This is a genomic window from Amphritea japonica ATCC BAA-1530, from assembly GCF_016592435.1.
In the GTDB taxonomy this organism is placed as follows: Bacteria; Pseudomonadota; Gammaproteobacteria; order Pseudomonadales; family Balneatricaceae; genus Amphritea; species Amphritea japonica.
In genome coordinates this window covers 1,990,973-2,016,612 of sequence record NZ_AP014545.1, presented here as the reverse complement: position 1 = coordinate 2,016,612, position 25,640 = coordinate 1,990,973, and the positions used below count along the sequence as shown (strand labels likewise).

Sequence of the window (25,640 nt, the reverse complement as noted above, 5' to 3'; positions counted from 1 at the left end):
CTGACTGAGTGAAGATTAAGATGAGTCGTATTACTGAGTGTTTTAATAATCTGAAAAGCCAGGGCCGCAAAGCGTTGATTCCGTATGTCACCGCGGGTGATCCTGATCCAAAAGTAACACTGCCATTAATGCATGCGCTGGTTGAGTCTGGTGCTGATATTATTGAGCTGGGTATTCCTTTTTCTGACCCTATGGCCGACGGTCCTGTCATACAGCTGGCTTGTGAGCGCGCGCTGTTACACGGTACTCGTCTTACTGATGTACTGGATATAGTTGCAGAATTTCGTCAGACAAACCAAACCACACCTGTTGTGTTGATGGGGTATCTGAATCCTATTGAAGTGTTAGGTTACTCAGTGTTTGCTGAGAAAGCTAAGGCGGTTGGTCTCGATGGTGTTCTAACCGTTGATCTGCCTCCTGAAGAAGCCGGTGAATTTAACCAGTTGATGAAGGCTGCAGATATCGATGTAATCTATCTGTTGTCACCTACAACTGAAGTAGAGCGGGTTAAATTGATCTGTGCAGCTGGAAGCGGTTATGTCTACTATGTATCAGTCAAGGGCGTAACCGGGTCAGCATCCCTGAATGTTGAAGAAGTGGCAGAAAAGCTTCAAATGATTCGTCAGCACACAGATATGCCGGTCGGCGTTGGCTTTGGTATTCGTGATGATGCTTCTGCTCGAGCGGTTTCAGAAGTTGCTGACGGCGTTATTGTAGGCAGCGTATTGGTTAATAAGATTGCCGAGCTTGCGGGCGATCAGGATAAGATCCCTGATGCAGTTGCAGCGATTACTGCTAGTATGCGTCAGGCAATGGATAAATAAGGCTGCCGTTGAGCAGAAGCTGGAGTAATAATGAGTAACTGGCTGGATAAAATTGTTCCCTCTTTGGTTCGCTCTGAGAAGAAGCGAACCAATATTCCTGAAGGCCTTTGGAAAAAGTGTCCAAAGTGCGAATCTGTGCTGTATCGCCCGGAGTTGGAAAAAAATCTCAATGTGTGTCCCAAATGTGATCACCATATGCGGTTAACTGCACGGACCCGCCTGACAGCGTTTCTTGATGATGGGACGTTCCGTGAGATCGCTGCCGAGGTAGAGCCGGTAGATCATCTTAAGTTTCGTGATACCAAGAAGTATAAAGATCGTTTAGTCGCCGCGCAGAAAGCGACCGGTGAAAAAGATGCCTTGATCGCTATGCGTGGTGAGGTTAATGGGTTGCCGATCGTTGCTGTTGCCTATGAGTTTAAATTTATGGGTGGTTCCATGGGTGCGGTTGTTGGAGAGCGTTTTGTACGCGCTGCTAATATCGCCCTGGAAGAGGGGATTCCAATGATCTGCTTTTCTGCCAGTGGTGGTGCTCGTATGCAGGAAGCACTGTTTTCGCTAATGCAGATGGCTAAAACAAGTGCGGCGCTGGAAAAGCTTAAGCAGGCGGGAATTCCTTATATCTCTGTTCTGACCGATCCCGTATATGGTGGTGTTTCAGCGTCATTGGCGATGCTGGGAGACCTGAATATAGGTGAGCCTGGAGCTTTGGTTGGTTTTGCTGGCCCCCGGGTTATTGAGCAAACAGTTCGTGAGAAGCTGCCGGAAGGGTTTCAGCGCAGTGAGTTTCTACTTGAGCATGGTCAGATAGATATGATCATCTCCCGTGGTGAGCTGCGTGAGCGTCTCTCTTCTGTGTTGCGTATGATGCAGGGGCTTCCTGCTGTTTCAGCGCCGGCTTCAGACTCGGTCTGATATTAACCCTTAAATAAGGCCGCTGTATTAATATTGGCGGCCTTTTTATTGTCTGGAATAAACTGAAGCACTATGTCCGAAGTACACTTTAATACCCTGCCGCAGTGGCTTGAATGGATCGAAAGTAGCCATCCCGTCGATAAAATCGAATTGGGGCTTGATCGGGTACGCACCGTTTTTCAACGTATGAAGCTGGATTTGAGTGGTAGTCAAAAGGTTATTGTTGGGGGGACTAACGGTAAAGGGTCAACCATAGCGATGCTGGATCAGGTGCTTCGGGATCAGGGTGAAACAGTCGGTTGCTTTACTTCGCCTCATTTTTTGCGCTACAACGAGCGTATTAAGTTGAATGGTCAGTCTGTAAGTGATGAACTGATAATTCGGGCATTTATGGCGATTGAGCGTGCTCGGGATCAGGTGGCTTTAACCTATTTCGAATACAACACGCTGGCAGCACTGCATGTTTTTGCGACCGAGAAACCGGATGTTATGTTGTTAGAGGTCGGTCTGGGAGGGAGACTGGATGCGATCAATATTGTTGATGCCGATATCTCTGTTGTCACGACGGTTTCAGTTGATCATATTGATTGGTTAGGGGATGACCGAGAGCAGATCGGCTATGAAAAAGCAGGCATCTATCGTCCCGGTTGTCCGGCAGTGTGTGGTGATTCTACCCCCCCGCAGCGACTGGTGGCATATGCCAATGAGATCGGTGCTGAGCTTTATCTGCGAGATCAGGCGTTTACCGTTATGCAAGAGGATCAGAGTAGCTGGACCTGGCAGTCTAAGCAGGCAGATGGAACGTTACTGGCTTTCTCAGGTCTATCTGAGCTGACATTGCCTAAAGCAAATGCTGCCACAGTAATACAGGTGCTGCAGATACTCGATAGGTTGCCGCAAGCGGAGCTGTTAAGTAATAGTCTGAAATCAGCATCACTGACAGGGCGCATGCAGGCGGTCTCTCAGAATGGTATACAGTACACTCTGGATGTGGCTCATAACCCGGAAGCTGCAGAATATTTGTCTGAACAGCTAAGAGCTAAGCCCGTAAAAGGGCGAACGTTTATGGTGCTGGGGATGTTGGCAGATAAAGATATCGATGAAGTATTAAAGCATCTTACGTCGGTTGTTGATCGTTGGTATCTGGCGGGTTTGGATGTCCCTCGGGGTCAGACAGCAGAAGCGCTGGGCGAAAAGCTTAAACAGCAGGGAGTTATCGTTACTCCAGAGTCTGCTTATGCTACTGTTCGGATTGCACTTAAGGCGGTTAAAGCATCGGCTAAACCTGATGACAGGGTAGTTGTAGCGGGTTCTTTTTTTACGGTGGCTGAGGCATTAACGGTATTGAATATGGATGATAAAAACTAGTGAATGACGGCTTTAAACAGCGTCTTGCCGGCGCAGCAATTCTAATTTTGGCAGCGGTGATTCTTATTCCGATTTTCTTCGATGGCGCCGGTTATCGAGAGCGCCAGCTGGAAAGCGCGATACCGCCGCCGCCGTTTGAGCCTGAGCTGGTGACTATAACGCAGGAAGCCGAACAGCTGCCGGATACGACAGCCCCCGCACAGCCTGCTGAGCCAGTCACTGTCGCTGTCGTACCGCAGAAGGTGGCTGAAGAGGTGGCTAAGCAGAAGCCTGTTATAACGCTCCATGATGATCCGCCTGCGCTCGATCAGCAGGGCGTGCCGGTTGCCTGGAGTCTACAGCTGGCAAGTTTTAAAGATGAAGATAATGCGAAAGGATTACGGCGAAAGCTGATTAAAGCGGGTTATAAGGTCTATATTCGTAAGACCGGTGACTTGCTAAGAGTGTTCGTTGGGCCTGATATTCAGAAAACCAGACTCACTGAGTTGCAGGAGAGCATTCAGAAAGAGTTCGGTCTGGATGGCATTATCGTCCGTTTTACTACACGATAATCGTTGGGTTAAGGTGAGAGCTCTGGTAGAATCCGGCTCTTAATTTAGACCTTGATGTAGAGATTTGGAATGGTACTAAACTGGGCCGATTGGGCGATTATCGGCATCATTACAATTTCTGGCTTGTATAGCTTGCGTGGCGGTTTCATGAAAGAAGCGCTGTCGTTGGTTACCTGGGTTACCGCCTTTATAGTTGCCCGGCTGTTTGCTCCGTCATTGAGCACGCTGCTGGATGATCTTCTGCAATCTCCTTCGCTGCGTATTGGTGCAGCCTTTATTCTTCTCTTTATCGCTACACTGATGGTGGGCGCCGTGATTAATAACCTTATTAATATGTTGGTCAATGCTACTGGGTTGAGCAGTACTGACAGGATTTTAGGTATTGGTTTTGGTGTGATCAGGGGTGGCCTGATTGTAATTGTAATCTCTGCGTTATTGGTGCGTACACCAGTAACTCAGGATATCTGGTGGTCTGAGTCGCAGTTAATTCCTCATTTTTTACTGATGGAAACCTGGACGCGGGAAACCGCTGCTGAGATAGGTCAGATGATCTGGAATCTCAGCGGAAGTACAAGTTAATTCGTTTTTTTAATTTATACTTGCTGTATCTAACTTAATACCTGAGGTAGCGCAAATGTGCGGTATAGTTGGCATCGTAGCCAAATCTAATGTAAATCAGACTATTTTTGATGCATTGACAGTGCTACAGCACCGTGGCCAGGATGCCGGCGGTATGGTGACCTGTGAGGCTGATCGCTTCTTTATGCGTAAGGACAACGGTCTGGTAAACGAGGTGTTTCGGACTCGTCACATGAAACGCCTGCTGGGTAATATGGGTATTGGTCATGTGCGCTATCCGACAGCGGGGAGCTCCAGTTCAGCGGAGGCTCAGCCATTTTATGTCAATGCTCCTTACGGTATCGCGCTGGCTCATAATGGTAATCTGACTAATACTGCGGATCTGCGTGAGCAGATGCGCAAAGAAAATCTGCGTCATATTAATACCACCTCAGACTCAGAAGTATTGTTGAATATTCTGGCTCATGAGCTGCAACAGATCGGTAAGCTGGTGCCAACGGCTGATGATATATTTACGGCTGTTAAGGCTGTTCATAAGCGCTGTACCGGGGGCTATGCGGTAGTCGCCGTTATTACCGGTTATGGGATTGTTGCTTTTCGTGATCCGCATGGTATTCGTCCGTTGGTGTATGGTCAGCGGGAAACGGCCGATGGTCTGGAGTATATGGTTGCATCTGAGTCTGTGGCCCTGGATATCTCTGGTTTCACGCTGGTGCGTGATATTGAGCCGGGTGAGGCCATATTTATCTCACAAGAAGGTGAGGTGCGTACCCTGCAGTGCGCCGAATCGGCACAACTTCACCCCTGCTTGTTTGAATACGTATATCTGGCTCGTCCAGACTCGATTATCGATGAAATTAATGTCTATAAATCGCGTATGCGCATGGGCGTAAAGCTGGCAGAGAAGGTGGTTCGTGAGCGCCCGGATCACGATATCGATGTGATCATTCCGATACCCGATACCAGTCGTACCTCGGCACTGGAGATGGCTCACCATCTGGGTGTTAAGTTTCGCGAAGGTTTTATCAAAAACCGTTACATCGGCCGTACCTTTATTATGCCAGGCCAGACACAGCGTGCTAAATCAGTTCGGCGCAAGCTTAATCCGATTGAGCTGGAGTTTAAGGATCGCGTTGTGATGCTGGTTGATGATTCTATTGTTCGTGGGACTACCTCGAAGCAGATAGTTCAGATGGCGCGCCAGATGGGTGCTAAGAAAGTTTATTTTGCTTCAGCAGCGCCAGCTGTTCGCTATCCTAATGTCTACGGTATCGATATGCCTTCGGTCACGGAGCTGATTGCTCATGGTCGTACGGATGATGAAGTGGGTGAAGAGATAGGGGCTGACTGGATGTTGTATCAGGACCTTGATGATCTGAAAGATTGCTTGCTGGCAGGTAATAGCTCGCTCAAAGGCTTTGATGCTTCGGTATTTGATGGGCAGTACATTACCGGCGATATTGATGATGCGTATCTTCAACGTATCGATGATGAGCGGAATGATAGTGCTAAAGGTGGTAGCAAGAAATCCACCACCAACCAGAATGCTGACCTGCACGCGACCATAAGCTAAGCAGGTTTTATTCGTATTGTTGTTATAACGGGAACTATGGCAGATGTCCAAGTCCAGTTTTGAACGTCCGGAGCGGATACAGTTTGAAGATGCTGACTATGAATTCAGCACTTTGGCTATTCGCGCAGGGCAACAGCGGAGTGATGAGGGTGAGCATAATGATGCGATCTATCCTACCTCCAGTTTTGTCTATTCCAGCGCCCGGGAAGCCGCAGCGCGTTTTGGTGGTGAAGAGGAGGGAAATATCTATTCCCGCTTTACCAATCCAACGGTTCAGGCGTTTGAAAGGCGTATGGCTGCGCTTGAAGACGGAGAGCGAGCGGTAGCAACATCCTCAGGTATGGCGGCTATACTCAGCACCTGTCTGTCTCTGCTTAAGCAGGGTGATCATGTGATCTGTTCTCGCAGTGTGTTTGGCTCCATCGTATCGTTGTTTGATAAGTATCTGAGCCGTACAGGCATCAGTGTCACTTATGTAGATCCAACCGATTTAGATGCCTGGTCTGCAGCTATAACACCAGCAACCCGCATGTTTTTTCTGGAAACACCGTCTAATCCACTGGCTGAGCTGGGTGATATTGAAGCGGTATCCCGGCTTGCGCATGATATTGATGCGCTACTGGTGGTTGATAACTGCTTCTGTACACCCGCGTTACAACAGCCCTTGAAGCAGGGGGCTGATATTGTCGTTCATTCGGCTACTAAATACCTGGATGGTCAGGGGCGTTGTGTCGGTGGTGTTGTTGTTGGTCGTGATAAAGAGATGGAAGAGATCTATGGCTTTATCCGTACCGGTGGGGCTTGTCTGAGTCCATTTAATGCCTGGGTCTTTATGAAGGGTCTTGAGACGCTTGAGCTTCGTATGAAAGCTCATAGTGCTAATGCGCTAGAGATGGCGGAATGGCTAAAGCAGCAGCCGGGCATCGATAAAGTATATTACTCAGGTCTTGAAGAGCATCCGCAACATGCGCTGGCAACAAAGCAGCAGCGAGCGTTTGGTGGCGTACTGGCGTTTGAAGTCAGTGGCGACCAAGAGGCTGCATGGCGTTTTATTGATGCGACTAAGATGATCTCAATTACCGGTAATCTGGGTGATGTGAAGAGTACAATTACGCATCCGGGTACTACGACTCACGGCCGTATGAGTGCTGAGGCAAAAGTTGAGGCGGGGATAAAGGATAATCTTATTCGCCTTTCCGTTGGTCTGGAATCGGTAGATGATATTAAACGAGACCTGCAGCTAGGGCTGGCTGCTATCTGAAATATTGCATTCAAAAATACCCGCCTGATGAAGATCGGAGCGGGTTTTTTTATTTTATATCAATAAGATGGCGTCTCTAGTTAAACTAAAATATTGATCAGGAAGTGAGCGTGAGAATAGTATTGGCACCGATGGAAGGTGTTGTTGATGCGCCGATGCGTGAGATGCTGACACGAATAGGTGGAATAGATCAGTGCGTCACAGAGTTCGTGCGGGTATCTGAACGGGTTCTGCCAGCAAAAGTATTTCGCAAAATCTCCCCTGAACTATTTAATGATAGTCGCACCAGTGCAGGGACGCCGGTGGTGTTGCAGCTGCTGGGAAGCGATCCGCAAATACTGGCCGGCAATGCACGTAAAGCGGTGAGCATCGGTGCAAATGGTATCGACCTTAATTTTGGTTGTCCGGCAAAGACGGTCAACAAAAGCAAAGGTGGGGCTATTTTGCTTAATGAGCCTGAGTTGGTACACAAGATCGTTTGGTGGGTTCGCCAGGCAGTGCCCGATCATATTCCAGTGACGGCAAAGATGCGTTTAGGTTACAGCGATAAACTGCTGGCACTCGAGAATGCATCAGCCATTGCAGATGCCGGGGCTTGTGGTCTGACAGTTCACGCCAGAACAAAAGAGGAGGGTTACCGCCCGCCGGCCCATTGGGAATGGATCTCAAAGATAAGAGAGCACCTGTCTATTCCGGTGACGGCGAACGGAGAAGTCTGGAACTGGCAGGACTATCAGCGCTGCCGGGAAGTTAGTGGTTGTGATGATGTGATGATTGGTCGTGGATTGGTCGCTGCGCCTGATCTGGGACTGCGAATCAAAGCGCTGCAGCGGGGTGATGATCCTGATCATCTATCCTGGGAGGAGATGCGGTTATTGTTGTTGCAGTTTCTGGATATGGTTGAGCAACAGCTTGCACCTAAGTACGTGCACGGCCGTATTAAGCAGTGGCTGAAGATGATGTCCAGAGAATATCCCGAGGCGATGCCTATGCTGCAGGATATGAGAGCGTTAACACAGGTCGAAGAAGTCAGACGATTTCTTTACCAATATTCATAAGAGTGGCGGTTCAGGTAAAGCGCAGGGGCTGACGCCGTGCTCCCCAATGGCCCGGTTCTGCTTCAAATTTTCCTGCTAGTGGCGTTTGGCAATCATTGCAGCGGCCATGCGCATCCAAATTCCATCTGCCCAGCTGGTACTGATCGCGTGCGATCAGCAATTGCTTGCAATGGCTACAGTAAGTTGAGCCGCTGTCGATAGCTGCTACGTTGCCGGTATAAACATGTTTAAGGCCGCAGTCTAATGCTATTCTTCGGGCACGTTCCAGTGTTTCCAGAGGCGTGCGGGGGTGTTGGAGCATTTTATAATCGGGATGAAACGCGGTGAAATGTATTGGTACATATGCGTTCAGATTGTCCCTGATCCACTCACTCATCGCCTGAAGTTCGGCTTGGTTATCATTTTCGCCGGGAATAATGAGATTGGTGATCTCGACCCAGCAGTTCGTTTCATGAACCAGGTAGGTCAAGGTATCCAGAACATTTTGCAGGTGGCCTCCACAAAACTTCCGGTAAAATTTTTCACTGAAGCCTTTTAGATCTATATTAGCGGCATCCATGTGTTGGAAAAACTCGATTCTGGGGGCGGGCATTACAAAGCCTGCAGACACAGCGACTGACTTAATATTTTGTTCGCTACAGGCCTTGGCTACATCGATGGCGTATTCCATGAAGATGATCGGATCATTATAGGTATAGGCAATTGATCGGCAGTGGGTTTTAACGCAGGCGTTAGCAAGTGTTTCCGGTGTTGCCTGACTGGCTAGCGTATCCATCTGTCTGGATTTACTCATATCCCAGTTCTGGCAAAACTTGCAGCTTAGATTACAGCCTGCTGTGCCAAAGGAGAGTACCGGTGTGCCAGGTAAAAAGTGATTAAGAGGTTTCTTCTCAATCGGGTCTATGCAGAAACCACTGGAGTGGCCGTAGCTATAAAGAACGACTTCTCCTGCTTCATTGCCGCGTACATAGCATAGCCCCCGCTGCCTCTCTTTTAGTTTGCATTGATGAGGGCAAACATCACACTGTACTCGTCCTTCTTCTACAGGGTGCCAGTAATGAGTTGGGTGTTGCGGCTTCAAGATTGTCATAGGGCTTAACGTCCGGCTCAGGACTATACTCAGTGTATTGCTGTCTTTTATAGGATCAGTGTATATGAGAATTAAGCAGTCTGCCGTCGCAGGCATGTTCTATCCCCAAAGTCCTGATGAGTTGGCTGTCATGGTGAGTCAATTACTTGCTGATAATCAGCATCAGGGTTGTATGCCTGTCGCTATTATGGTGCCACATGCAGGGTTAGTGTATTCAGGAGGGGTTGCTGCCGGTGCCTACAGCCGTATTCGGCCGTACTTACCTATGATATCCCGTGTTGTTTTGATGGGACCTGCCCACCGGGTTCCCCTGCTGGGTATGGCGGTGATGAGTGCCGATTTGTGGCGAACGCCGCTGGGGACAATAAGGCTAGATCATCAGCTGAGCTCTGTGCTTACTCAAGAAGAGCGCGTGGTGATCAACGATGTGGCTCATGCGCGTGAGCATTGTCTTGAAGTGCAGCTTCCTTTTCTGCAGTTACTTGATGGTGGCTACTTAGTACTCCCTGTTTTGGTGGGACAGACACCAGTAAATGAGGTTGCTGCACTGATCGGCCGAATATTGATGGAGCCAGAGACGCTGATTATTATTAGTAGCGACCTGAGCCATTTTCATGAGTATGACGAGGCAATGGCAATAGACCGGGCAACACTACAGCAGATCAACCAACTCAAGCCTGAGATTCAACCACAGCAAGCTTGTGGTTGTTATGCGTTGAATGGCTGGTTGGCCTATGCGGCAGAACAAGGACTGCAGGCAGAGTTTATAGATTATTGTAATTCTGGGGATACTGCGGGTGATCGAAACCGGGTAGTGGGATATTCGTCTTATGCCTTTTATTGAACAGTATACCAATCAAGAGCAAGCGTTGTTGCTGTGGCTTGCCAGAGAATCTGTTGCCAGAGGGGTATATGGAAAGGGGGTTGAATCCCTGATCGAGTGTGACGTTTCTGTCAGGCTAAAAAAAATCGCGCCTGCTTTGTGACACTTAAAGTTAACGGCCAGCTTAGGGGTTGTATAGGCAACCTTGAAGCGAATAGCTCCCTGGTTGATGCGGTTGTACGGAACAGTTATCTGGCTGCTTTTAGGGATCAGCGTTTTCAGCCGGTTAGTGAGGCGGAGTTAGCGGTGCTTGAGTATGAAGTGTCGGTACTCACGCCGATGGTTTCGCTTGATATTGTCAGTGAAGCTGATCTGCTTGCTAAGATCAGGCCGGGTATTGATGGATTGGTGTTTGAAGCTGAGGGCCATCGGTCCACGTTTCTTCCATCTGTGTGGGAGCAGCTCACTCAGTCGGAAGAGTTTCTCAGCCAGTTACGTAAAAAGGCGGGGCTTGCAGCCAATTACTGGAGCGATAATGTCCAGTGCTGGACATACCAGGTGATTAAAATAGGAGCGCCGATTAGTGATCCGTGTTGAAGTGGGTGATATCACTATGTTGCGCAGTGAGGCTATCGTGAATGCTGCGAATAGTACGTTGCTGGGGGGAGGGGGTGTCGATGGCGCTATTCATCGTGCTGCGGGACCTCAGTTATTAGCTGAATGTAAAAGCATTAAGGGCTGCCCTACAGGGCAAGCTTGCATGACGCTGGCGTATGACCTGCCAGCACAATATGTCATCCATACTGTAGGCCCTATTTGGCATGGGGGTGGACGTAATGAGGCCCGATTGCTGGCATCCTGTTATGAGGCCTCTTTAAAGCTGTGTCTGGATAACGGTATTCAGCGGGTTGTGTTCCCTGCAATTAGTTGTGGAATCTATGGTTATCCAAGAGAGCAGGCGGTTGATATTGCGGTTTGCACTGTCCTGGATCTGTATCAACGCTGTGGTTTGGTTGAAGTTGTTTTTTGTTGCTTTGATGAGAGTATGGCTTCGCTGTATCGCCAACGGTTGTCGAGATAGTGGAGGCCGGAGCAGAGGTGGCTGGCTGACCGGAAGTATTCAACACAGGGAGTCATAGACTCCCTGATATAATCGCTCGGACTAGCTCGCTAGCTTAATTGATAGTAATTGCGCGAGGTTTCATGGCTTCTGGGATTTCCTGAATTAGCTCAACATGCAGTAAGCCATTTTCCATTGATGCATCAGTAACCCGGACATGATCAGCTAATTGGAATTTACGCTCAAATCCCCTCGCTGCGATGCCTTGATGCAGATATTGCCGCTCGGTTTCATCAGCTTTTTTGCTGCCACTCACAGTGAGCATCCCGTGCTCGGTGTTGATAGATACTTCGGATTTATCGAAGCCGGCAACTGCCATCGTGATGCGGTAGGCGTGCTCGCTGATCAGTTCAATGTTATAAGGGGGATAGCTGTTCTGAGCTTGTTCGTTGCGGCTGGCGTCATCAATCATAGAAGCCAGGCGGTCAAAGCCGATTGCAGAACGGTAAAGTGGGGTCAGGTCAAATTGACGCATAATAATATCCTCTAAAGCAATATGTTATCAGTTGCCTATCTCAATGATCAGGCGATTAACGGACCTCTCTTGAGCCTCCGTTAACTTACTTTATGAGGACAAAAAAAAGCCTTTCAAGGGAAAGGCTTCAGAATATTATTCAAACAGATCAGGCTTAATGTTTAAAATCATCGACATCATTAGTAATTTCAACGTCTACCTGTTCCGCGGGTATCTTGAAATCATAGACGCGTTCCCAGCCCTCTGATTCAGGAGTTCGCTCCCAAACGGTACCGGCATTAAACTCAACCAGTTCGGTGAGTGAGGCGTCGAGCTCGGTCATTTTTTCAAGCTTAACCGGTAATAAGTTAATGGCTTCATTTTCAAGGAATTCAGGAGTTTCATAACCCGTAAACATGCGCCATCCGGTATCGTTCAGATGGGCGGGAACGGTTTTGTACATGAAGCGTACCGGTAAATTTTCCTCAAAGACTAATTTAGATACCAGCGCGAGAAAGCCATTCTTGGTCTGGGCTGTTTCGTCTTCTGTACTTAAAGGCTTATCGATATCTTCGAGACTCATAACGGCTCCGGCCTGATGGATTTAAAGCCGGGTATTTTACGCTGTTTTTCAGTGGAAGTTTAGGGCTTGGCTTTGATCGGTTGAAAGTAGGTGGGCGTTAGTAGAAAAAATACCAGCGGGTGGCCCCGCTGGCAGTGATGAACTTAACTGAGCTTATCAATAAGTGTTTTAAGGTTTGCCTTAAATTGACCTGCCTGCTCTGCGGGTATCTGAGAAAGCAGGGCTGATTCTTCTTTAATTGCCAGTTCCTGCATTTTGGTGGCGGTCTCTGTTCCTTTATCGGTAAGCTTCAGGGTGTCTGCGTTAGCATACTCAACCAGGCCTTTCTCAACCATCCAGTCAGCGGACTGTCGTAAGGCGATTTCAGGTTGCATAACGATATCCGTCAGGTCGCTTATCTTGGTTTCAGTGCAACCGATCATTCGCGCCATGATACGCCACTCTTCGGGATTAACGCCACACTCTTGCTGTAGTTTAGGGTAAAGGTCAGCGCTGAAATTCTGATAAGCTGTGCGAAGCAGGTAGAGGAGATAATCACCAACAAAACCACCTTCAGCAGCAGTGTTTTCACATGGACTGGAAGCTTTAACCATTTCAGGGTGCTGTGCAGAGATTGCATAGCTTCCGCGGGCAAAGACCAGCGGCTCTACGTTATCGTTGTAGCGGTAGTCGATGACTTCCCCCACCAGAATCAAGTGGTCTCCGCCGTCGTAAACGGCCCAGGTTTTACACTCAAATTGTGCCGCGTATTCGTCTAGAATGGGAGCGCCGCCTAAGCCAGCAGAGTAAGCTGCGTTGGCGAATTTGTCTTCACCCCGGCTGGCAAAGTTATTCGAGGTAGCGACCTGGTCTTGTCCAAGAACATTAACTGCAAAATTTTCTGCATTTTCGAATGCAGAAAGGCTGTGCGCACCTTTGTCTATGCTCCACAGCACCAGAACGGGATCCATTGACACAGAGTTGAAACTGCTGGCCGTAACACCGACAGGCTTTCCTTCAGCATCCAGAGTTGTGATAACTGTTACACCAGTCGGAAACTGAGATAACGCACGGCGGAAATCTTTAGGGTCAAATGCTGTCTGAGACATGGAGGTCACCTTTATATTAATAGGAGTCGCTTTGATTATTATGTTTCTGTATGCGCCAAGCTACGCGAAACTTCATATGTTAACTAATTATAGGTTCAATACAGATAGATAACATATGTTTTTCATTGCTTTGTTTGTACTTTTCACAGTTTAAAGAATTATCCAGAAATGCCAATAAAAGATAAAATAAACAATAACATTTTGTTTATTAGGACTATTTTACTTTTTCTCTATATTCGCTAGCAGTCTCACCTGCATTTCTGCGAAAAAAACGGGCAAAGTATGCCGGGTCTTTAAAGCCTAGTTGATAGCTGATTTCAGTAATAGGCGCTACTGAATAAGTGAGTTGTCGCCTGGCTTCTTGCATCAGTCTTTCCATAATTAATCGTTTTGAGGGAAGCCCAGCAAGACGACGACAGATCTCGTTTAAGCGAGCCTCAGTAACACTGATCATGTCTGAGTATTGAGTCAGTGTCAGGTGTTCACAGTAATGAGCTTCGATAAGTTCATTGAAGCGGTGAAATATTCGAACGTCCTCTTTTCTGGTTTTCTGTTTCGGTTGTTTTTGATCAGATAGACGGGCTATGTCAATTAATACTAACTGCAATAAAGCTTTAAGTGCCAGGGAGTGTTCCATGCTGGTGTGGTCATTTTCATCAGCCATCAGTGTTAACAGATGCAGCATACGCTCCGCTGTAGGGTCTTTCTTGGGCTCAAGAGCGACACAAAGAGGGCTATTCATAAAGCTTTTGCTGGCCAGTCCCGTCGGTATCATTGCCCCCATTAGTTCCCATACTAATTGCTGTCGGGCGGTTATTACGTGCCCAGTTGCATTATTGGCAGTAACAAAAGCATGAGGGATGGTCGGTGGAGTGAAGAAAAACATGGGTCCTTTAACGGTGTAACTGGTTTCATCCAGGTGGACACGCACCGTACCGTTTAGAATTACGTGTACCTGATAAAACCTGTCATGGTGATGTACTGGCATATTCCGGCCAAAGAAATCAGCCATTTTTTCGTGGTGCTCGTAATGGATCTCTGCATCTACATAATGCTGATCATAGGCATGGCCTATATCAATATTAGGGATAGTGTCAGTATTAGCCTGTTTACCGGATGGACTTTGGGCAAGGGGGGAGTTACTACTCATAGGCAGCCTCAAAGTTAGATGATGAAGCAATTTCACTGATACAAATATTGCTTGGATATAGATGCAGCGCTTTGTGAATTATTCTACCCTTTGTGCAATTTACTTATAACCCTGTTCGCGTCTAATTTATTTTTCCCTATAAAACATATAGTTATCTTTTATATTATTCTCTAAAAGCGAGATAAATCGTCATTATAGTTCATATGTTAACTATCAAAAGTACAAGCGACCCTGTGAAACATCCCTTTAATTTAGTTAACTTGTGAACAATAATGAGTTCATCATTAAGGCAGCATGTTCAGCAAATGACTATTGAACACGCTGTGTTGTCACAACAGAATAATACAAATAAGGTGCTGAACGATGGAAAGAACAAATCCAATGTTAGTTGAATTGAAAAAAATTCTACCTGCAATCGCTGCAAATGCTGTACAGGCTGAACAGGAACGTAAAGTACCTGACGAAAATATTCGTCTTCTGAAGTCAATTAACCTGCATCGTGCACTTCAGCCTAAGGCTTATGGCGGTCTTGAGCTGTCTCTGCCTGAAGTTACTGATTGTGTTGCTGCACTGGCCGGTGCTTGTGGTGGTACAGCATGGGCTTTCAGTCTTCTGATTACACACAGTCATCAGATGGCTATGTTCTCTAAAGAGGCCCAGGAAGAGTTCTGGGGTGAAGATCGTGATGCAACGGCTAGTTCCTCGATTGCACCTTTTGGTAAAGCAGAAGAAGCTGAAGGTGGCGTTATTTTCAATGGTGACATGCGCTGGAGCTCTGGTTGCGATCATGCTGAGTGGGCAATTCTTGGTTTCCTGCGTGATAACAAAGAAACGGGTGTAAAAGACTACAGCTTCGGCGTTATCTATAAAGATGATTATGAAATCATCGATGACTGGTATTCTGCAGGTATGAAGCCATCAGGAACGAAGACCCTGAAGGTTAAAGAGAACACATTCATCCCTGAGCATCGTATTGAGAAAGCTAAAGCGATGATGACTGGTGAGTCTGCTGGTTTCGGTCTGTATCCAGACAGCAAAATTTACTACACCCCATACCGTCCTTATTTTGCATGTGGTTTCGCTTCGATGGCGCTGGGTATTGCTGAGCGTATGCTAACAGTATTTAAAGAGCTGACTCAAAATCGTACTCGTGCCTACACAATGGCGGCATCTGGTAAAGAGATTCCACCACTGATGCGTCTGGCTGAATCAACTCATCAGGTAATGGCTGCACGTGCATTCATGGAAAAAACCTGGGACGAGCATAAAGAGTTTGGTGAGCAGAAACGTTACCCTACGGATGCAGAGTTGGCTTTCTGGCGTACTAACCAGGCATACGCGATCAAGATGTGTGTTGAAGCTGTGAACCGTTTGTTTGAAGTATCCGGTGGCTCTACCTGGATCCATGATAATGAGATCCAGCGTCTATGGCGTGATGTGAACATGACTGCTGCACATGCATACACTGACTACGATGTTTGTAAGCAAGTTTTGGGTCGTTCTATCATGGGTATGGATCCGGATCCAACCATGGTTTAAACTTGTAAGGCATAAAAAAACCCGCGACTATCGCGGGTTTTTTTGTTAAAAATTATTTTGTAATCAATCTCTTGAGGCGATAAGTTAATGTTGATCTGTCATTTTATCTTTGTACATAAGTAGATCTGATTTTTCTAGTAAACGGCTAAGATCATATTCTTTGCTGAAATCAACAGGAAGGATGCCGGCGCTAAATTCCAGTTGGTATTTAAGACTGGATGTCTCATTAAAGTCGTTCACCTGATAGCGTAAGCGTAACAGTGAATTTTGGGCTTGCTCCTCTGTTGTATTTGTCAGAAGAACTGAAAACTCGTCACCTCCCATTCGAGCAAACAGATCTGATTCACGGAAAGTATTCTTCAGTATGTCGGTGAAAGCGATGAGTGTTTTATCGCCCTCGGCGTGGCCAAAATGATCATTGATCTGTTTAAACTTGTTCAGGTCGATCGCAATCAGTGACGCAGGTAAGCCGTTTCTGGCGGACATTTGTAGTGCTTTCTCGGCCAGTAGAGTGAAGCCTCGACGATTAGATATCATCGTGAGGTCGTCTAATGTTGCAAGTTGAGAGGCAGCGAGTTCTTGTTCTGCCATATGAGCGAGATCTTTAAGGGCCTGCAAATCTTCTTCGCTTAAGGTTCTGGGTCTTTGATCTATTAGGCAGAGGGTTCCCATTTTGGCGCCATTAAGGGCCTTGAGAGGGCAGCCGACATAGAGTCTTATGCGAGGGTCCTGAGTGACCAGAGGGTTGTCTGAAAAGCGTTTATCCTGGGTGGCGTCGGGAATATTTAATACTTCGTCTTCCAGAATGGCGTGGCCACAAAAAGAGATATCTCTATGGGTTTCTGTGGCGTCCAGGCCGGTGGCAGATTTAAACCATTGTCTTTGTTCGTCCACAAGGCTGACTAAGGCGATCGGGACATCAAACATCCTGGCGGCCAGCCGCGTTAAGCGGTCAAAGCGCTCTTCTGTAGGAGTGTCAAGAATCTGAAGTGAGCGAAGGGTATTGATTCTACTGACTTCGTCGATAGGTTTATCGGGTTTCTTCACAAGAAATTCCTTATAAAAATTAAGGAGATATCGAAGTATTATTGTTTATACAGTATTGCATAGAAGTGGGTTAAAAGAATCTCTAGGTAACCATTTAGAGTTTATGAATTAGTTGTAGAGACTGCTCGACCTCATCTCTTGCTGGAGATTTCATCATAGGGGTTGTCAGGGTAATAGAACTGATCCACATCATTATTGCGTAATTTGGCTGTAGTTGAATATCTTATCGAGGAAGACAAAGACTTTTTACGGTTCAAAAGTGCTAGTATTATCTGGATTTGTAACTGCCGTAACAGGCTTTTCTCTTATCTCTATCAAATAGGTTTGCATGAAAGCACCAAAATCTCTCCATGGGCTAATTGATGAAGGTTTGATTGATGAAGTCATTAGCCGTCTCATGAGCGGCAAAGAAGCTGATATCTACATCGTTAATTGTTCTGGTCATATTCGTTGCGCTAAAGTTTATAAGGATGCTGTAAAGCGTAGTTTTAAAAATGCAGCGCAGTATCAGGAAGGCCGTAAAGTGCGTAGTGGTCGCCGGGCCCGGGCTATGGAAAAGAACTCCGCCTATGGTCGTAAGCAACAGGAAGAGATCTGGCAGAACGCTGAAGTGGATGCGTTGGCCAGGCTACATCGTGCAGGGGTGCGAGTACCAGAGACTTTCGGTTGTATCGATGGTGTCTTGTTGATGGAGCTCGTTATAGACGATGAAGGTGATGTTGCGCCTCGTTTAGGTGATGTGCTGTTAACAGAAGAGCAGGCGATTGAAGATCATACGGTGATGATGCATTACGTGAAGCTGATGCTTTGTGAAGGTATTGTTCATGGCGATCTTTCCGAATTTAACGTACTGCTTGATGAGTATGGGCCGGTTATTATCGATCTGCCTCAGGCAGTTGATGCCTCAGCCAATAACAGTGCGCGGTCGATGTTGTTACGTGATGTCAATAATATGACCCGTTACTATTCGCAGTTTTCACCGCAGTTAAGTTTGTCTCGCTACGGTGAAGAGATGTGGTCAATGTACGAAGAGGGTGAGTTAAAGCCTGAAACTGAATTGACCGGGCTCTATGATGGTGATGCCGAGAGTGCTGACGTAGATACCGTGCTGGATGAGATCAAAGCGGTGATGCAGGAGGAGAGGGAGCGTCAGGAGCGATTAAAGGACGCAGAAGAGGCTTAAAATACTAGCGCTTAGAAGTGTTGATGGCGCTTTTGTATCAACTAATTTAAGCAAATAAAAAAACCGCCTGTTGGCGGTTTTTTTGTCACTATCTAAAGTTTACGCAGTTGCGATAACAGTAAGATATTTTGCCGATGTAATAATCGATCTTATCAACGTTCAGCATAGTGCCCCAGAAGTTCAGCAGCCTTTACGTAGCTAAACACCTGGGAAGTAGCTTAGTGATCCACTGGATAGCGGGTCTTTGATATTTTTACTGTCCGGGCTGTAGTCCGCCTCGGACGCATATATAAAAAAACAGGGCTACGATGCCTGATCTGAGATCTGATAATCGCTGCCCTGTTTCTCAGACCGGTTGTGCCCGGCCATCATTATTACCTGTTTTGTTAAGTATTCGAGGCGATAATATCTCGTAACACCATCGGTAAGATGCCTTTATGACGTATTTGATCCAGCTCTGAAGAAGTATCGACACGTGAAGTCAGCTTCAGCTGCTGTGATGAGCCATCCGCTCTGTTAATGGTCAGGTCCACAACGCCACGAGGCTCTAGGGTATCAATACCATTCAGATCGAAGGATTCTGTGCCATCCAGATTAAGAGAAGCGCGTGTCACACCTTCTGGTAGTTGCAGGGGTAAAACACCCATGCCCACCAGATTAGATTTGTGGATACGCTCAAAACTCTCAGCGATAATCGCTCGGACACCCAGTAGAGCAGGGCCTTTTGCGGCCCAGTCTCGTGACGAGCCAGTTCCATAAAGTTTGCCGCCAAATACCACAGTGGAAGTGCCTTCTTCACGGTAACGCTCAGCTGCGTCGTAAATAGACATTTGCGCTGGAGCGCCTTCAGATGGGTAATAGTTTGTTACCGCGCCAGTGGTGCCAGGCAGCAACAGGTTTCTGGCTTTACCATTGCCGAAAATACTGCGCAGCATTACATGGTGGTTACCACGGCGTGACCCAAGCGATGTCATATCGGTATCGGCAACACCTTGTGAGCTCAGGTATTCACCTGGAGGAGAGTCTGGGCGTATACGGCTTACCGGTGAAATATGGTCGGTTGTTGTGTTGTCATCACACATCACCAGCATGCGTGCCGCTGAGATATTGTTTAACGCGTCCTGTGGTATTTCCAGTGAGAAACCGTCGAAGAAAGAGATTTCCTGGATGTAGGTCGAATCTGGATCCCAGTCATAAACAGGGCCAGTAGGGGATTCCAGGTTCTGCCAGGTATCAGGGCCATCGAGCGAGTTTTCATAGGTTTCTCTGAAGGCTTTCGGATCCATGCACTCAAGCATGGTCTGACTGATTTCAGCGTTGCTTGGCCAGATATCCTTAAGGAAAACATCGTTTCCTTTGGCGTCCTGACTAATGGGTTGAGTGGTAACATCGATATTGACGTTACCCGCCATCGCCATAGCAACGACCAGCGGTGGTGACATCAGGAAGTTGGTATCAACATCCGGATGGACGCGGCCTTCAAAATTTCGGTTACCGGATAAAACTGACGCAGCGATAATATCGTGGTTTTGCAACGCTGCCTCGATGCTTGGTGCCAGAGGGCCAGAATTACCCACGCAAGTAGTACAACCGTAACCAGCGGTATTAAAGCCCAGCGCATCCAAATGTTGCTGTAGTCCAGCCTTGGTTAAAAAGTCGGTGGCAACCGGTGACCCCGGTGCCAAAGATGTTTTAACGCCATCAGGTACTTTCATCCCAAGCTCATTGGCTTTCTTGGCAAGCAGGCCAGCCGCAATCAATAAGCCAGGGTTAGATGTATTGGTGCAGGCCGTAATCGCCGCAATCACGATATCGCCGTCTTTTAACTCCCTTTCAGGTAACGCTGCGAAAATGCCTGCTTCGTCTGCTCTCATTGGCGTTACGTTAACAACTTCAGGCTTGCGTTCTCCTTCAGTCGACGCTTTTCTGAAAACGTTGCCTAGCTCAGCCAGCGGCAGCCTGTCCTGAGGCCTTTTAGGGCCAGCCACAGACGTTTCAACAGTGGATAGATCAAGCTGAAGAAGATCAGTATAGCGTGGAAGAGCCTGGCCCGGCTTCCAGGCCATGTTTTGCGCTCGATAAAAAGCCAGTGGCAGATCACCATCCCTGCCGGTTGCTTTCATATAATCGGCAGAGACTTCGTCAAACGGGAAAAAGCCCATAGTTGCGCCATATTCCGGCGACATATTGGCGATGGTTGCACGGTCAGGCAGAGAAAGGCTGGCACAGCCCTCACCGATATATTCAACGAACTTACCAACAACACCCGCTGGGTATTTTCTCAGCATTTCAGTAATCGTTAGCACCAGGTCGGTTGCGGTGACGCCTTCTCTTAACGCGCCTGTGAGTTCAACCCCCACCACTTCTGGTGCCAGCATTTGCATGGGTTGGCCAAGCATAGAGGCTCCGGCTTCAATGCCGCCAACGCCCCAGCCCACAATACCTAAAGCGTTAGCCATTGGTGTATGGCTATCCATACCAATGAGGGTGTCCGGGACCATCAGCCCTTTAATATTGAGATAGCCTTGTGCCAAATACTCAAGGTTAACCTGATGAACAATGCCGGTTTGTGGTGGAATAATCCTAATGGTATCAAACGCCTGTGCGCCCCATTTCAAGAACGCATAACGCTCTATATTCCTGTCAGCTTCTAATTCACCATTGATTCTCAGCGAAGCGGGGCTACCTGTATTGTCCATTGTAACCGTGTGATCGATAACAAGGTCTGCACGTACCAAAGGCTCAATAATTGTGGGGTCCATGCCCATGCGCTGAACCGCTGAACGCATAGCTGCAAAATCCACGATGGCTGGTGTGCCACTCAGATCGTGCATAATGACGCGACCTGCCGTGAAAGGGATTTCTATCGGCTTTGTGCCCTGATGTTCAGTCCAGCCTCCAAGAGCCTGAACCTGTTCAGCGGTTACGCCGTTCTGGCCAACATTTCGAGCGATGCCTTCCAGGATAGGGCGAAGCGAAAAAGGGAGTTCATCAAGCTTTATACCAAAGTGTTCAGCGGTATCTGGAAGGCTATGGTAGCTGTGTGTTGTTCCGGGAATTGTTTTAATGGAACGGGATGGATCAAAATCGATAGGACTTGTCATTTTTATACCTCACGCAGATGGGGCGTTTCTGAACCTAAAACCTTTATTCGCACGAGTCTCCAGTCATTATTGGAGCTGCTCGATCTCCTTATGAGTCATATGTTCAGCCGTCAAACGAACCGCTATTAGCAGTAACAAAAATCATTACTTTCTTAAGATTGTCGACAATATTAGCTGATAAGAGTCTTAAATCAAGTGATCTTGAAATGTTTTCGCTTGAATTTCATACAATCTACGACTATTTGCTAGTGCATATGGACTTTTTTGATTAGTTTTGAAGCGGTATCGGGTCAGAGAGCATGCTAACAAGTCTTATGCGCCTCAGATTTACAGAGGCGTAATGAATATATTTGTACCTTATTTAATCAACAGTGTAATAAAAAACGATTGACTCACCCTGGCCGGCCCTTGAAATCAAGCTTTCTTCCTAAATGATTATTATTATCAACAAGAGAGTGAGGCATCCTTATTTATAAAAAGATGCCTGCCTACAACCAATGTATACCATCTGAAACGCGTTGATTTTGCTACTATTTATTTTATTTATACCGACTATCAGCTTCATTTAAATTGTTTTCATTGAGCTGTTAGTAACTTTTTCCTTATAATCTGTTACAGATTCATAATTAGAATTAATTGAGACGAGACGCTTTACGCTATGAGTTATTATTCTGACTACCTAGAAGAAATAGAGGTTCGTAAAAAGGACCTTGGCCTGAATCCAAAACCGATTGATAGCGCTGAGCTACTTTCTGAAATCATTGCCCAGATTAAAGACGTTGGTAATGAGCATCGCGAAGCATCTTTGAACTTCTTCATCTACAACATTCTACCCGGTACTACTCCAGCGGCTGGCGTTAAAGCGACTTTCCTAAAAGACATCGCTCTGGGTAAAGAAACTGTTGCAGAGATTTCTGCTGAGTTTGCTCTTGAGCAACTATCTCACATGAAAGGCGGTCCTTCTGTTGAAGCACTGCTGGATATCGCACTGTCTGACGATGCTCAGGCGGCTGCTGCGGCTGAAGTTCTGAAGTCTCAGGTATTCTTGTACGACGCAGACAGCGCTCGTCTGGCTGACGCTTTCAAAGCGGGCAATGCCATTGCTAAAGACATCCTGGAAAGCTACTCAAAAGCTGAATTCTTCACCAAGCTCTCTGACATTCCAGAGACCATCAAAGTTATTACCTACATTGCAGGTGAGGGTGATATCTCGACTGACTTATTGTCTCCGGGTAATCAATCTCACTCGCGTGCTGACCGTGAATTGCACGGCAAGTGCATGATCTCGCCAGAGGCTCAGCAGGAAATCGCTGAGATGGGCAAGCAAAACCCTGATGCTAAAGTGATGCTGATCGCTGAAAAAGGCACCATGGGTGTAGGCTCTTCCCGTATGTCTGGTGTTAACAACGTTGCACTGTGGGCTGGTGAAAAAACGTCTCCATACATCCCGTTCATCAACAACAACCCGGTTGTTGCAGGTACTAATGGTATCGCTCCTATCTTCCTGACGACTGTTGGTGTGACCGGCGGTATCGGTCTGGACCTGAAAAACTGGGTTAAGAAAACTGACGCAAACGGCGAAGTTGTTCGTGACGCAAACGGCGACCCAGTACTGGAAGAAGCATACTCAGTTGCTACGGGTACCGTTCTGACCATCGATACTAAAGCTAAGAAACTGTACAACGGTGACCAGGAACTGGTTGATATAGCGGATGCTTTCACGCCACAAAAAGTGGAATTCATGAAAGCTGGCGGTTCTTACGCGGTAACCTTCGGTAAGAAGCTGCAAACGTTCGCAGCTGAAACTCTGGGCGTTGAAGCTCCGGCTGTATACGCACAATCCAAAGAGATTTCTCATGAAGGTCAGGGCCTGACTGCTGTTGAGAAGATCTTCAACCGCAATGCAGTGGGTGTTACTTCTAAGACTCCTCTGCACACGGGTTCTGATGTTCGCGTTAAAGTGAATATCGTAGGCTCTCAGGATACTACGGGTCCTATGACCTGTCAGGAACTGGAAGCCATGGCTGCTTCTACTATCTCTACAAGCGTTGATGGTGCTTTCCAATCTGGTTGTCACACAGCATCTGTATGGGATAACAAAGCTAAGGCAAACACGCCTAAGCTGATGGCGTTCATGAACGCGTTCGGCGCAATCACAGCACGTGACCCGAAACATGTTTACCACTCAATGACTGACGTTATTCACAAAGTACTGAATGACATCACAGTTGACGACCGCGCAATCATCATCGGTGGTGACTCTCACACCCGTATGTCTAAAGGTGTCGCGTTCGGTGCTGACTCAGGTACCGTTGCGATCGCACTGGCGACTGGTGAGTCTGCAATGCCAATCCCAGAGTCTGTGAAGGTAACCTTTAAAGGTTCTATGAAGCCTCACATGGATTTCCGTGACATCGTTCACGCGACTCAAGCACAAATGCTGAAGAAGTTCGGTGGTGAAAACGTATTCCAGGGTCGTGTAATAGAAGTACAGATCGGTACTCTACTGGCTGACCAGGCCTTTACCTTCACTGACTGGACTGCAGAGATGAAGGCGAAAGCTTCTATCTGTATTTCTACTGACGACACGCTGATTCAGTCTCTGGAACTGGCTAAGTCCCGTATCCAGATCATGATCAACAAAGGTATGGAAAACGAAGCGGGTATGCTGCAAGGTCTGATCGATCTGGCTGACAAGCGTATCGCTGAAGTGAAATCAGGCGAAGCGCCTGCTCTGGCTCCGGACGACAACGCTAAGTACTATGCTGAGCTTGTTGTTGATCTGGACGTAATCGAAGAGCCAATGATTGCTGACCCAGATGTAAACAACGAAGACGTCTCTAAGCGTTACACCCACGATGTGATCCGTCCTGCTTCATACTACGATGGCCGTAAGGTAGATCTGGGCTTCGTTGGTTCTTGTATGGTTCACAAGGGCGATATGCAGATCATCGCTGCGATGCTGCGTAACCTTGAGAAGAAAGGTCCTATCACCTTTAAAGCACCACTGGTTGTTGCGCCACCGACTTACAACATCGTTGACGAGTTGAAAGCAGAAGGCGATTGGGAACTGCTGGAGAAATTCGCTGGCTTTGAATTCTCTGACGAGAATCCAAAAGAAGCAGCGCGTACCAAGTACGAAAACATTCTGTACCTTGAGCGTCCTGGATGTAACCTGTGTATGGGTAACCAGGAAAAAGCTGAAGCGGGTGATACCGTGCTGGCTACTTCTACTCGTCTGTTCCAGGGCCGTGTTGTGGAAGATACTGCAGAGAAGAAAGGTGAGTCTTTGCTGGGCTCTACCCCAATGGTAGTTCTATCTTGTGTCCTGGGTCGGTTCCCGACTCTGGAAGAGTACAAAGAAGCGGTTGAGGGCATTGACCTGACTACTTTTGCTCCACCTAGTGAAGACTTGAGTGTAGCGTCTACAGCTATCCCAGCTGCACGTATCTAATTACTGATAACGTGACTAACAAAAAGCCCTGATTATTCAGGGCTTTTTTTGTTTACGGGTTAGTTTTTCATTCTGAGCTTTTAATTCTGAAGTAAGTGATTTAAATCATCGTAAACCGCGGCTTTTAGCCGAACCTGCCGTAGCATGAATACTTCTGGAACCACCGCCTTGTGCTTGATCTGTGTTGCTACCAGTCATTACTCTTAGCTGTACAGCAATATATTGTATGTCTCTTCATCAAGTGATGTTAGAACGCTTCTAACCCCCGTTTTTTCTTATAACTGCCCCAGTATTCAAGTAGATCAGAACTCTTCTTACGCGCCTGTTGAGAGGCCTTGATTCGGACTAATCGATCATGTTGTTCATGGTGTTTAATCTTTTCTTTAACTCGATTTTTTTGTTTCGGCAACAGCAAGTAACGCTGTTTATCCTGTTGTGAAAATATATACAACAGATCAGCGCTCCAAAAGCCTATATCCAGCAGAGTTGAATGATCGGACCTCATCTCCGATGAAGGTCTCCGCTAAGGGGGGAGAGCTCCAGGTGATACGGACCGTATTGAGTATCAGGGATGATATGAGAACGCACATTGATCAATGCAACCAATCGCATCATTGGGTGTGGTATTGGGCGTTTTGATCGCAAGTGCTTTCTGTCTGGACAGGGTGGTAATAGTGCGGATTATTAGTCTTTATTCATACGTTTGTATAACTTTGCCTACATGATGCAGATCAAAGTTATACCTCTATTGAAGTGCAAGGTGTAACAAAATAGGTATGATGCGTTTTCATTACCTAAAATGTGTAGTTTGGATTACTCAAACGCATGTTTATATATTATCTTTAGTTCCTGATTATAAGATGTCGGCCATTTATA

Annotated in this window: 23 protein-coding genes; 15 read left to right on the top strand and 8 right to left on the bottom strand. The window is 47.1% G+C overall.

Annotated elements, in window-relative coordinates:
- Window positions 1-20: 20 nt before the first annotated feature.
- The 8 genes from trpA to AMJAP_RS09320 all read left to right on the top strand — a co-directional run bounded on the left by trpA (window position 21) and on the right by AMJAP_RS09320 (window position 8,129).
- Complete coding sequence (gene trpA, locus AMJAP_RS09355) at window positions 21-824, top strand: tryptophan synthase subunit alpha (protein ID WP_019622289.1); 804 nt, start codon at window positions 21-23, stop codon at window positions 822-824.
- Window positions 825-854: 30 nt separating this feature from the next.
- Window positions 855-1,739: an acetyl-CoA carboxylase, carboxyltransferase subunit beta gene (gene accD / locus AMJAP_RS09350; RefSeq protein WP_019622290.1), complete on the top strand. Its 885-nt coding sequence runs from the start codon at window positions 855-857 to the stop codon at window positions 1,737-1,739.
- A 72-nt stretch (window positions 1,740-1,811) separates the two neighbouring features.
- Window positions 1,812-3,107 (top strand): bifunctional tetrahydrofolate synthase/dihydrofolate synthase, encoded by a 1,296-nt coding sequence (gene folC / locus AMJAP_RS09345; RefSeq protein WP_019622291.1) that lies wholly within the window; start codon window positions 1,812-1,814, stop codon window positions 3,105-3,107.
- Window positions 3,107-3,658 carry an SPOR domain-containing protein gene (locus tag AMJAP_RS09340; protein ID WP_019622292.1) on the top strand — a complete coding sequence of 184 codons (552 nt, stop codon included), beginning with the start codon at window positions 3,107-3,109 and terminating at the stop codon, window positions 3,656-3,658. The genes folC and AMJAP_RS09340 overlap by 1 nt, the downstream gene beginning before the upstream one ends.
- 69 nt (window positions 3,659-3,727) lie before the next feature.
- Window positions 3,728-4,237, top strand: a complete 510-nt coding sequence (locus tag AMJAP_RS09335; protein ID WP_019622293.1) for a CvpA family protein — start codon at window positions 3,728-3,730, stop codon at window positions 4,235-4,237.
- A gap of 55 nt (window positions 4,238-4,292) precedes the next feature.
- Entirely contained in the window at window positions 4,293-5,810 is a 1,518-nt protein-coding gene (gene purF, locus AMJAP_RS09330) for an amidophosphoribosyltransferase (RefSeq protein WP_019622294.1), read from the top strand.
- Between the two features lie 43 nt (window positions 5,811-5,853).
- On the top strand, window positions 5,854-7,071 hold the full coding sequence (locus tag AMJAP_RS09325) for an O-succinylhomoserine sulfhydrylase (RefSeq protein ID WP_019622295.1): 1,218 nt from the start codon (window positions 5,854-5,856) through the stop codon (window positions 7,069-7,071).
- Between the two features lie 110 nt (window positions 7,072-7,181).
- On the top strand, window positions 7,182-8,129 hold the full coding sequence (locus AMJAP_RS09320; RefSeq protein ID WP_026340178.1) for a tRNA dihydrouridine synthase: 948 nt from the start codon (window positions 7,182-7,184) through the stop codon (window positions 8,127-8,129).
- A gap of 10 nt (window positions 8,130-8,139) precedes the next feature.
- Here AMJAP_RS09320 and amrS read toward each other — a convergent pair whose 3' ends face one another.
- On the bottom strand, window positions 8,140-9,219 hold the full coding sequence (gene amrS, locus AMJAP_RS09315; RefSeq protein WP_026340179.1) for an AmmeMemoRadiSam system radical SAM enzyme: 1,080 nt from the start codon (window positions 9,217-9,219) through the stop codon (window positions 8,140-8,142).
- A gap of 64 nt (window positions 9,220-9,283) precedes the next feature.
- Here amrS and amrB point away from each other — a divergent pair, with 64 nt between their 5' ends.
- From amrB to AMJAP_RS09295, 4 genes are read left to right on the top strand one after another with little or no spacing between them, the layout of a single operon-like run.
- On the top strand, window positions 9,284-10,063 hold the full coding sequence (gene amrB, locus AMJAP_RS09310) for an AmmeMemoRadiSam system protein B (RefSeq protein WP_019622298.1): 780 nt from the start codon (window positions 9,284-9,286) through the stop codon (window positions 10,061-10,063).
- Window positions 10,050-10,205, top strand: coding sequence for a hypothetical protein (locus AMJAP_RS09305; RefSeq protein WP_201356367.1), 156 nt, complete (start codon window positions 10,050-10,052; stop codon window positions 10,203-10,205). Before amrB ends, AMJAP_RS09305 begins: the two co-directional genes overlap by 14 nt.
- Window positions 10,202-10,639: an AmmeMemoRadiSam system protein A gene (gene amrA, locus AMJAP_RS09300; RefSeq protein ID WP_201356366.1), complete on the top strand. Its 438-nt coding sequence runs from the start codon at window positions 10,202-10,204 to the stop codon at window positions 10,637-10,639. The genes AMJAP_RS09305 and amrA overlap by 4 nt, the downstream gene beginning before the upstream one ends.
- Window positions 10,626-11,123 carry an O-acetyl-ADP-ribose deacetylase gene (locus tag AMJAP_RS09295; RefSeq protein ID WP_019622300.1) on the top strand — a complete coding sequence of 166 codons (498 nt, stop codon included), beginning with the start codon at window positions 10,626-10,628 and terminating at the stop codon, window positions 11,121-11,123. The genes amrA and AMJAP_RS09295 overlap by 14 nt, the downstream gene beginning before the upstream one ends.
- A 94-nt stretch (window positions 11,124-11,217) precedes the next feature.
- On the opposite strand, the gene AMJAP_RS09290 is transcribed toward AMJAP_RS09295, so the two are convergent.
- The 4 genes from AMJAP_RS09290 to hpaA form a co-directional block, all read right to left on the bottom strand.
- A complete protein-coding gene (locus AMJAP_RS09290; RefSeq protein WP_019622301.1) occupies window positions 11,218-11,637 on the bottom strand; it encodes an Hsp20 family protein in 420 nt (139 codons plus the stop codon).
- Window positions 11,638-11,791: 154 nt separating this feature from the next.
- Window positions 11,792-12,199 carry an immunity protein Imm33 domain-containing protein gene (locus tag AMJAP_RS09285; protein ID WP_019622302.1) on the bottom strand — a complete coding sequence of 136 codons (408 nt, stop codon included), beginning with the start codon at window positions 12,197-12,199 and terminating at the stop codon, window positions 11,792-11,794.
- 143 nt (window positions 12,200-12,342) lie between these two features.
- A complete protein-coding gene (locus AMJAP_RS09280) occupies window positions 12,343-13,287 on the bottom strand; it encodes a flavin reductase family protein (protein ID WP_019622303.1) in 945 nt (314 codons plus the stop codon).
- Between the two features lie 214 nt (window positions 13,288-13,501).
- Window positions 13,502-14,437: a 4-hydroxyphenylacetate catabolism regulatory protein HpaA gene (hpaA, locus tag AMJAP_RS09275; RefSeq protein ID WP_019622304.1), complete on the bottom strand. Its 936-nt coding sequence runs from the start codon at window positions 14,435-14,437 to the stop codon at window positions 13,502-13,504.
- A 363-nt stretch (window positions 14,438-14,800) separates the two neighbouring features.
- Here hpaA and AMJAP_RS09270 point away from each other — a divergent pair, with 363 nt between their 5' ends.
- Window positions 14,801-15,976, top strand: coding sequence for a p-hydroxyphenylacetate 3-hydroxylase oxygenase component (locus AMJAP_RS09270; protein ID WP_026340182.1), 1,176 nt, complete (start codon window positions 14,801-14,803; stop codon window positions 15,974-15,976).
- Between the two features lie 84 nt (window positions 15,977-16,060).
- On the opposite strand, the gene AMJAP_RS09265 is transcribed toward AMJAP_RS09270, so the two are convergent.
- Window positions 16,061-17,023: a sensor domain-containing diguanylate cyclase gene (locus tag AMJAP_RS09265; RefSeq protein WP_019622306.1), complete on the bottom strand. Its 963-nt coding sequence runs from the start codon at window positions 17,021-17,023 to the stop codon at window positions 16,061-16,063.
- 328 nt (window positions 17,024-17,351) lie between these two features.
- On the opposite strand from AMJAP_RS09265, the gene AMJAP_RS09260 reads away from it, so the two are divergent.
- Window positions 17,352-18,206 carry a PA4780 family RIO1-like protein kinase gene (locus AMJAP_RS09260; RefSeq protein ID WP_019622307.1) on the top strand — a complete coding sequence of 285 codons (855 nt, stop codon included), beginning with the start codon at window positions 17,352-17,354 and terminating at the stop codon, window positions 18,204-18,206.
- A 386-nt stretch (window positions 18,207-18,592) separates the two neighbouring features.
- On the opposite strand, the gene acnA is transcribed toward AMJAP_RS09260, so the two are convergent.
- Window positions 18,593-21,310, bottom strand: coding sequence for an aconitate hydratase AcnA (acnA, locus tag AMJAP_RS09255; RefSeq protein WP_019622308.1), 2,718 nt, complete (start codon window positions 21,308-21,310; stop codon window positions 18,593-18,595).
- A 658-nt stretch (window positions 21,311-21,968) separates the two neighbouring features.
- Here acnA and AMJAP_RS09250 point away from each other — a divergent pair.
- Entirely contained in the window at window positions 21,969-24,764 is a 2,796-nt protein-coding gene (locus AMJAP_RS09250; RefSeq protein ID WP_019622309.1) for a bifunctional aconitate hydratase 2/2-methylisocitrate dehydratase, read from the top strand.
- A gap of 247 nt (window positions 24,765-25,011) precedes the next feature.
- On the opposite strand, the gene AMJAP_RS09245 is transcribed toward AMJAP_RS09250, so the two are convergent.
- Window positions 25,012-25,269, bottom strand: a complete 258-nt coding sequence (locus tag AMJAP_RS09245; RefSeq protein WP_019622310.1) for a hypothetical protein — start codon at window positions 25,267-25,269, stop codon at window positions 25,012-25,014.
- Window positions 25,270-25,640 lie beyond the last annotated feature (371 nt).

What these genes read in the sequence shown, in the direction of transcription:
- trpA (WP_019622289.1), top strand. Translation starts at nt 21, where the DNA reads ATGAGTCGTATTACTGAGTGTTTTAATAATCTGAAAAGCCAGGGCCGC.
- accD (WP_019622290.1), top strand. Translation starts at nt 855, where the DNA reads ATGAGTAACTGGCTGGATAAAATTGTTCCCTCTTTGGTTCGCTCTGAG.
- folC (WP_019622291.1), top strand. Translation starts at nt 1,812, where the DNA reads ATGTCCGAAGTACACTTTAATACCCTGCCGCAGTGGCTTGAATGGATC.
- AMJAP_RS09335 (WP_019622293.1), top strand. Translation starts at nt 3,728, where the DNA reads ATGGTACTAAACTGGGCCGATTGGGCGATTATCGGCATCATTACAATT.
- purF (WP_019622294.1), top strand. Translation starts at nt 4,293, where the DNA reads ATGTGCGGTATAGTTGGCATCGTAGCCAAATCTAATGTAAATCAGACT.
- AMJAP_RS09325 (WP_019622295.1), top strand. Translation starts at nt 5,854, where the DNA reads ATGTCCAAGTCCAGTTTTGAACGTCCGGAGCGGATACAGTTTGAAGAT.
- amrS (WP_026340179.1), bottom strand. Translation starts at nt 9,219, where the DNA reads ATGACAATCTTGAAGCCGCAACACCCAACTCATTACTGGCACCCTGTA.
- amrB (WP_019622298.1), top strand. Translation starts at nt 9,284, where the DNA reads ATGAGAATTAAGCAGTCTGCCGTCGCAGGCATGTTCTATCCCCAAAGT.
- AMJAP_RS09305 (WP_201356367.1), top strand. Translation starts at nt 10,050, where the DNA reads ATGCCTTTTATTGAACAGTATACCAATCAAGAGCAAGCGTTGTTGCTG.
- AMJAP_RS09290 (WP_019622301.1), bottom strand. Translation starts at nt 11,637, where the DNA reads ATGCGTCAATTTGACCTGACCCCACTTTACCGTTCTGCAATCGGCTTT.
- AMJAP_RS09285 (WP_019622302.1), bottom strand. Translation starts at nt 12,199, where the DNA reads ATGAGTCTCGAAGATATCGATAAGCCTTTAAGTACAGAAGACGAAACA.
- AMJAP_RS09280 (WP_019622303.1), bottom strand. Translation starts at nt 13,287, where the DNA reads ATGTCTCAGACAGCATTTGACCCTAAAGATTTCCGCCGTGCGTTATCT.
- hpaA (WP_019622304.1), bottom strand. Translation starts at nt 14,437, where the DNA reads ATGAGTAGTAACTCCCCCCTTGCCCAAAGTCCATCCGGTAAACAGGCT.
- AMJAP_RS09270 (WP_026340182.1), top strand. Translation starts at nt 14,801, where the DNA reads ATGGAAAGAACAAATCCAATGTTAGTTGAATTGAAAAAAATTCTACCT.
- AMJAP_RS09260 (WP_019622307.1), top strand. Translation starts at nt 17,352, where the DNA reads ATGAAAGCACCAAAATCTCTCCATGGGCTAATTGATGAAGGTTTGATT.
- acnA (WP_019622308.1), bottom strand. Translation starts at nt 21,310, where the DNA reads ATGACAAGTCCTATCGATTTTGATCCATCCCGTTCCATTAAAACAATT.
- AMJAP_RS09250 (WP_019622309.1), top strand. Translation starts at nt 21,969, where the DNA reads ATGAGTTATTATTCTGACTACCTAGAAGAAATAGAGGTTCGTAAAAAG.
- AMJAP_RS09245 (WP_019622310.1), bottom strand. Translation starts at nt 25,269, where the DNA reads ATGAGGTCCGATCATTCAACTCTGCTGGATATAGGCTTTTGGAGCGCT.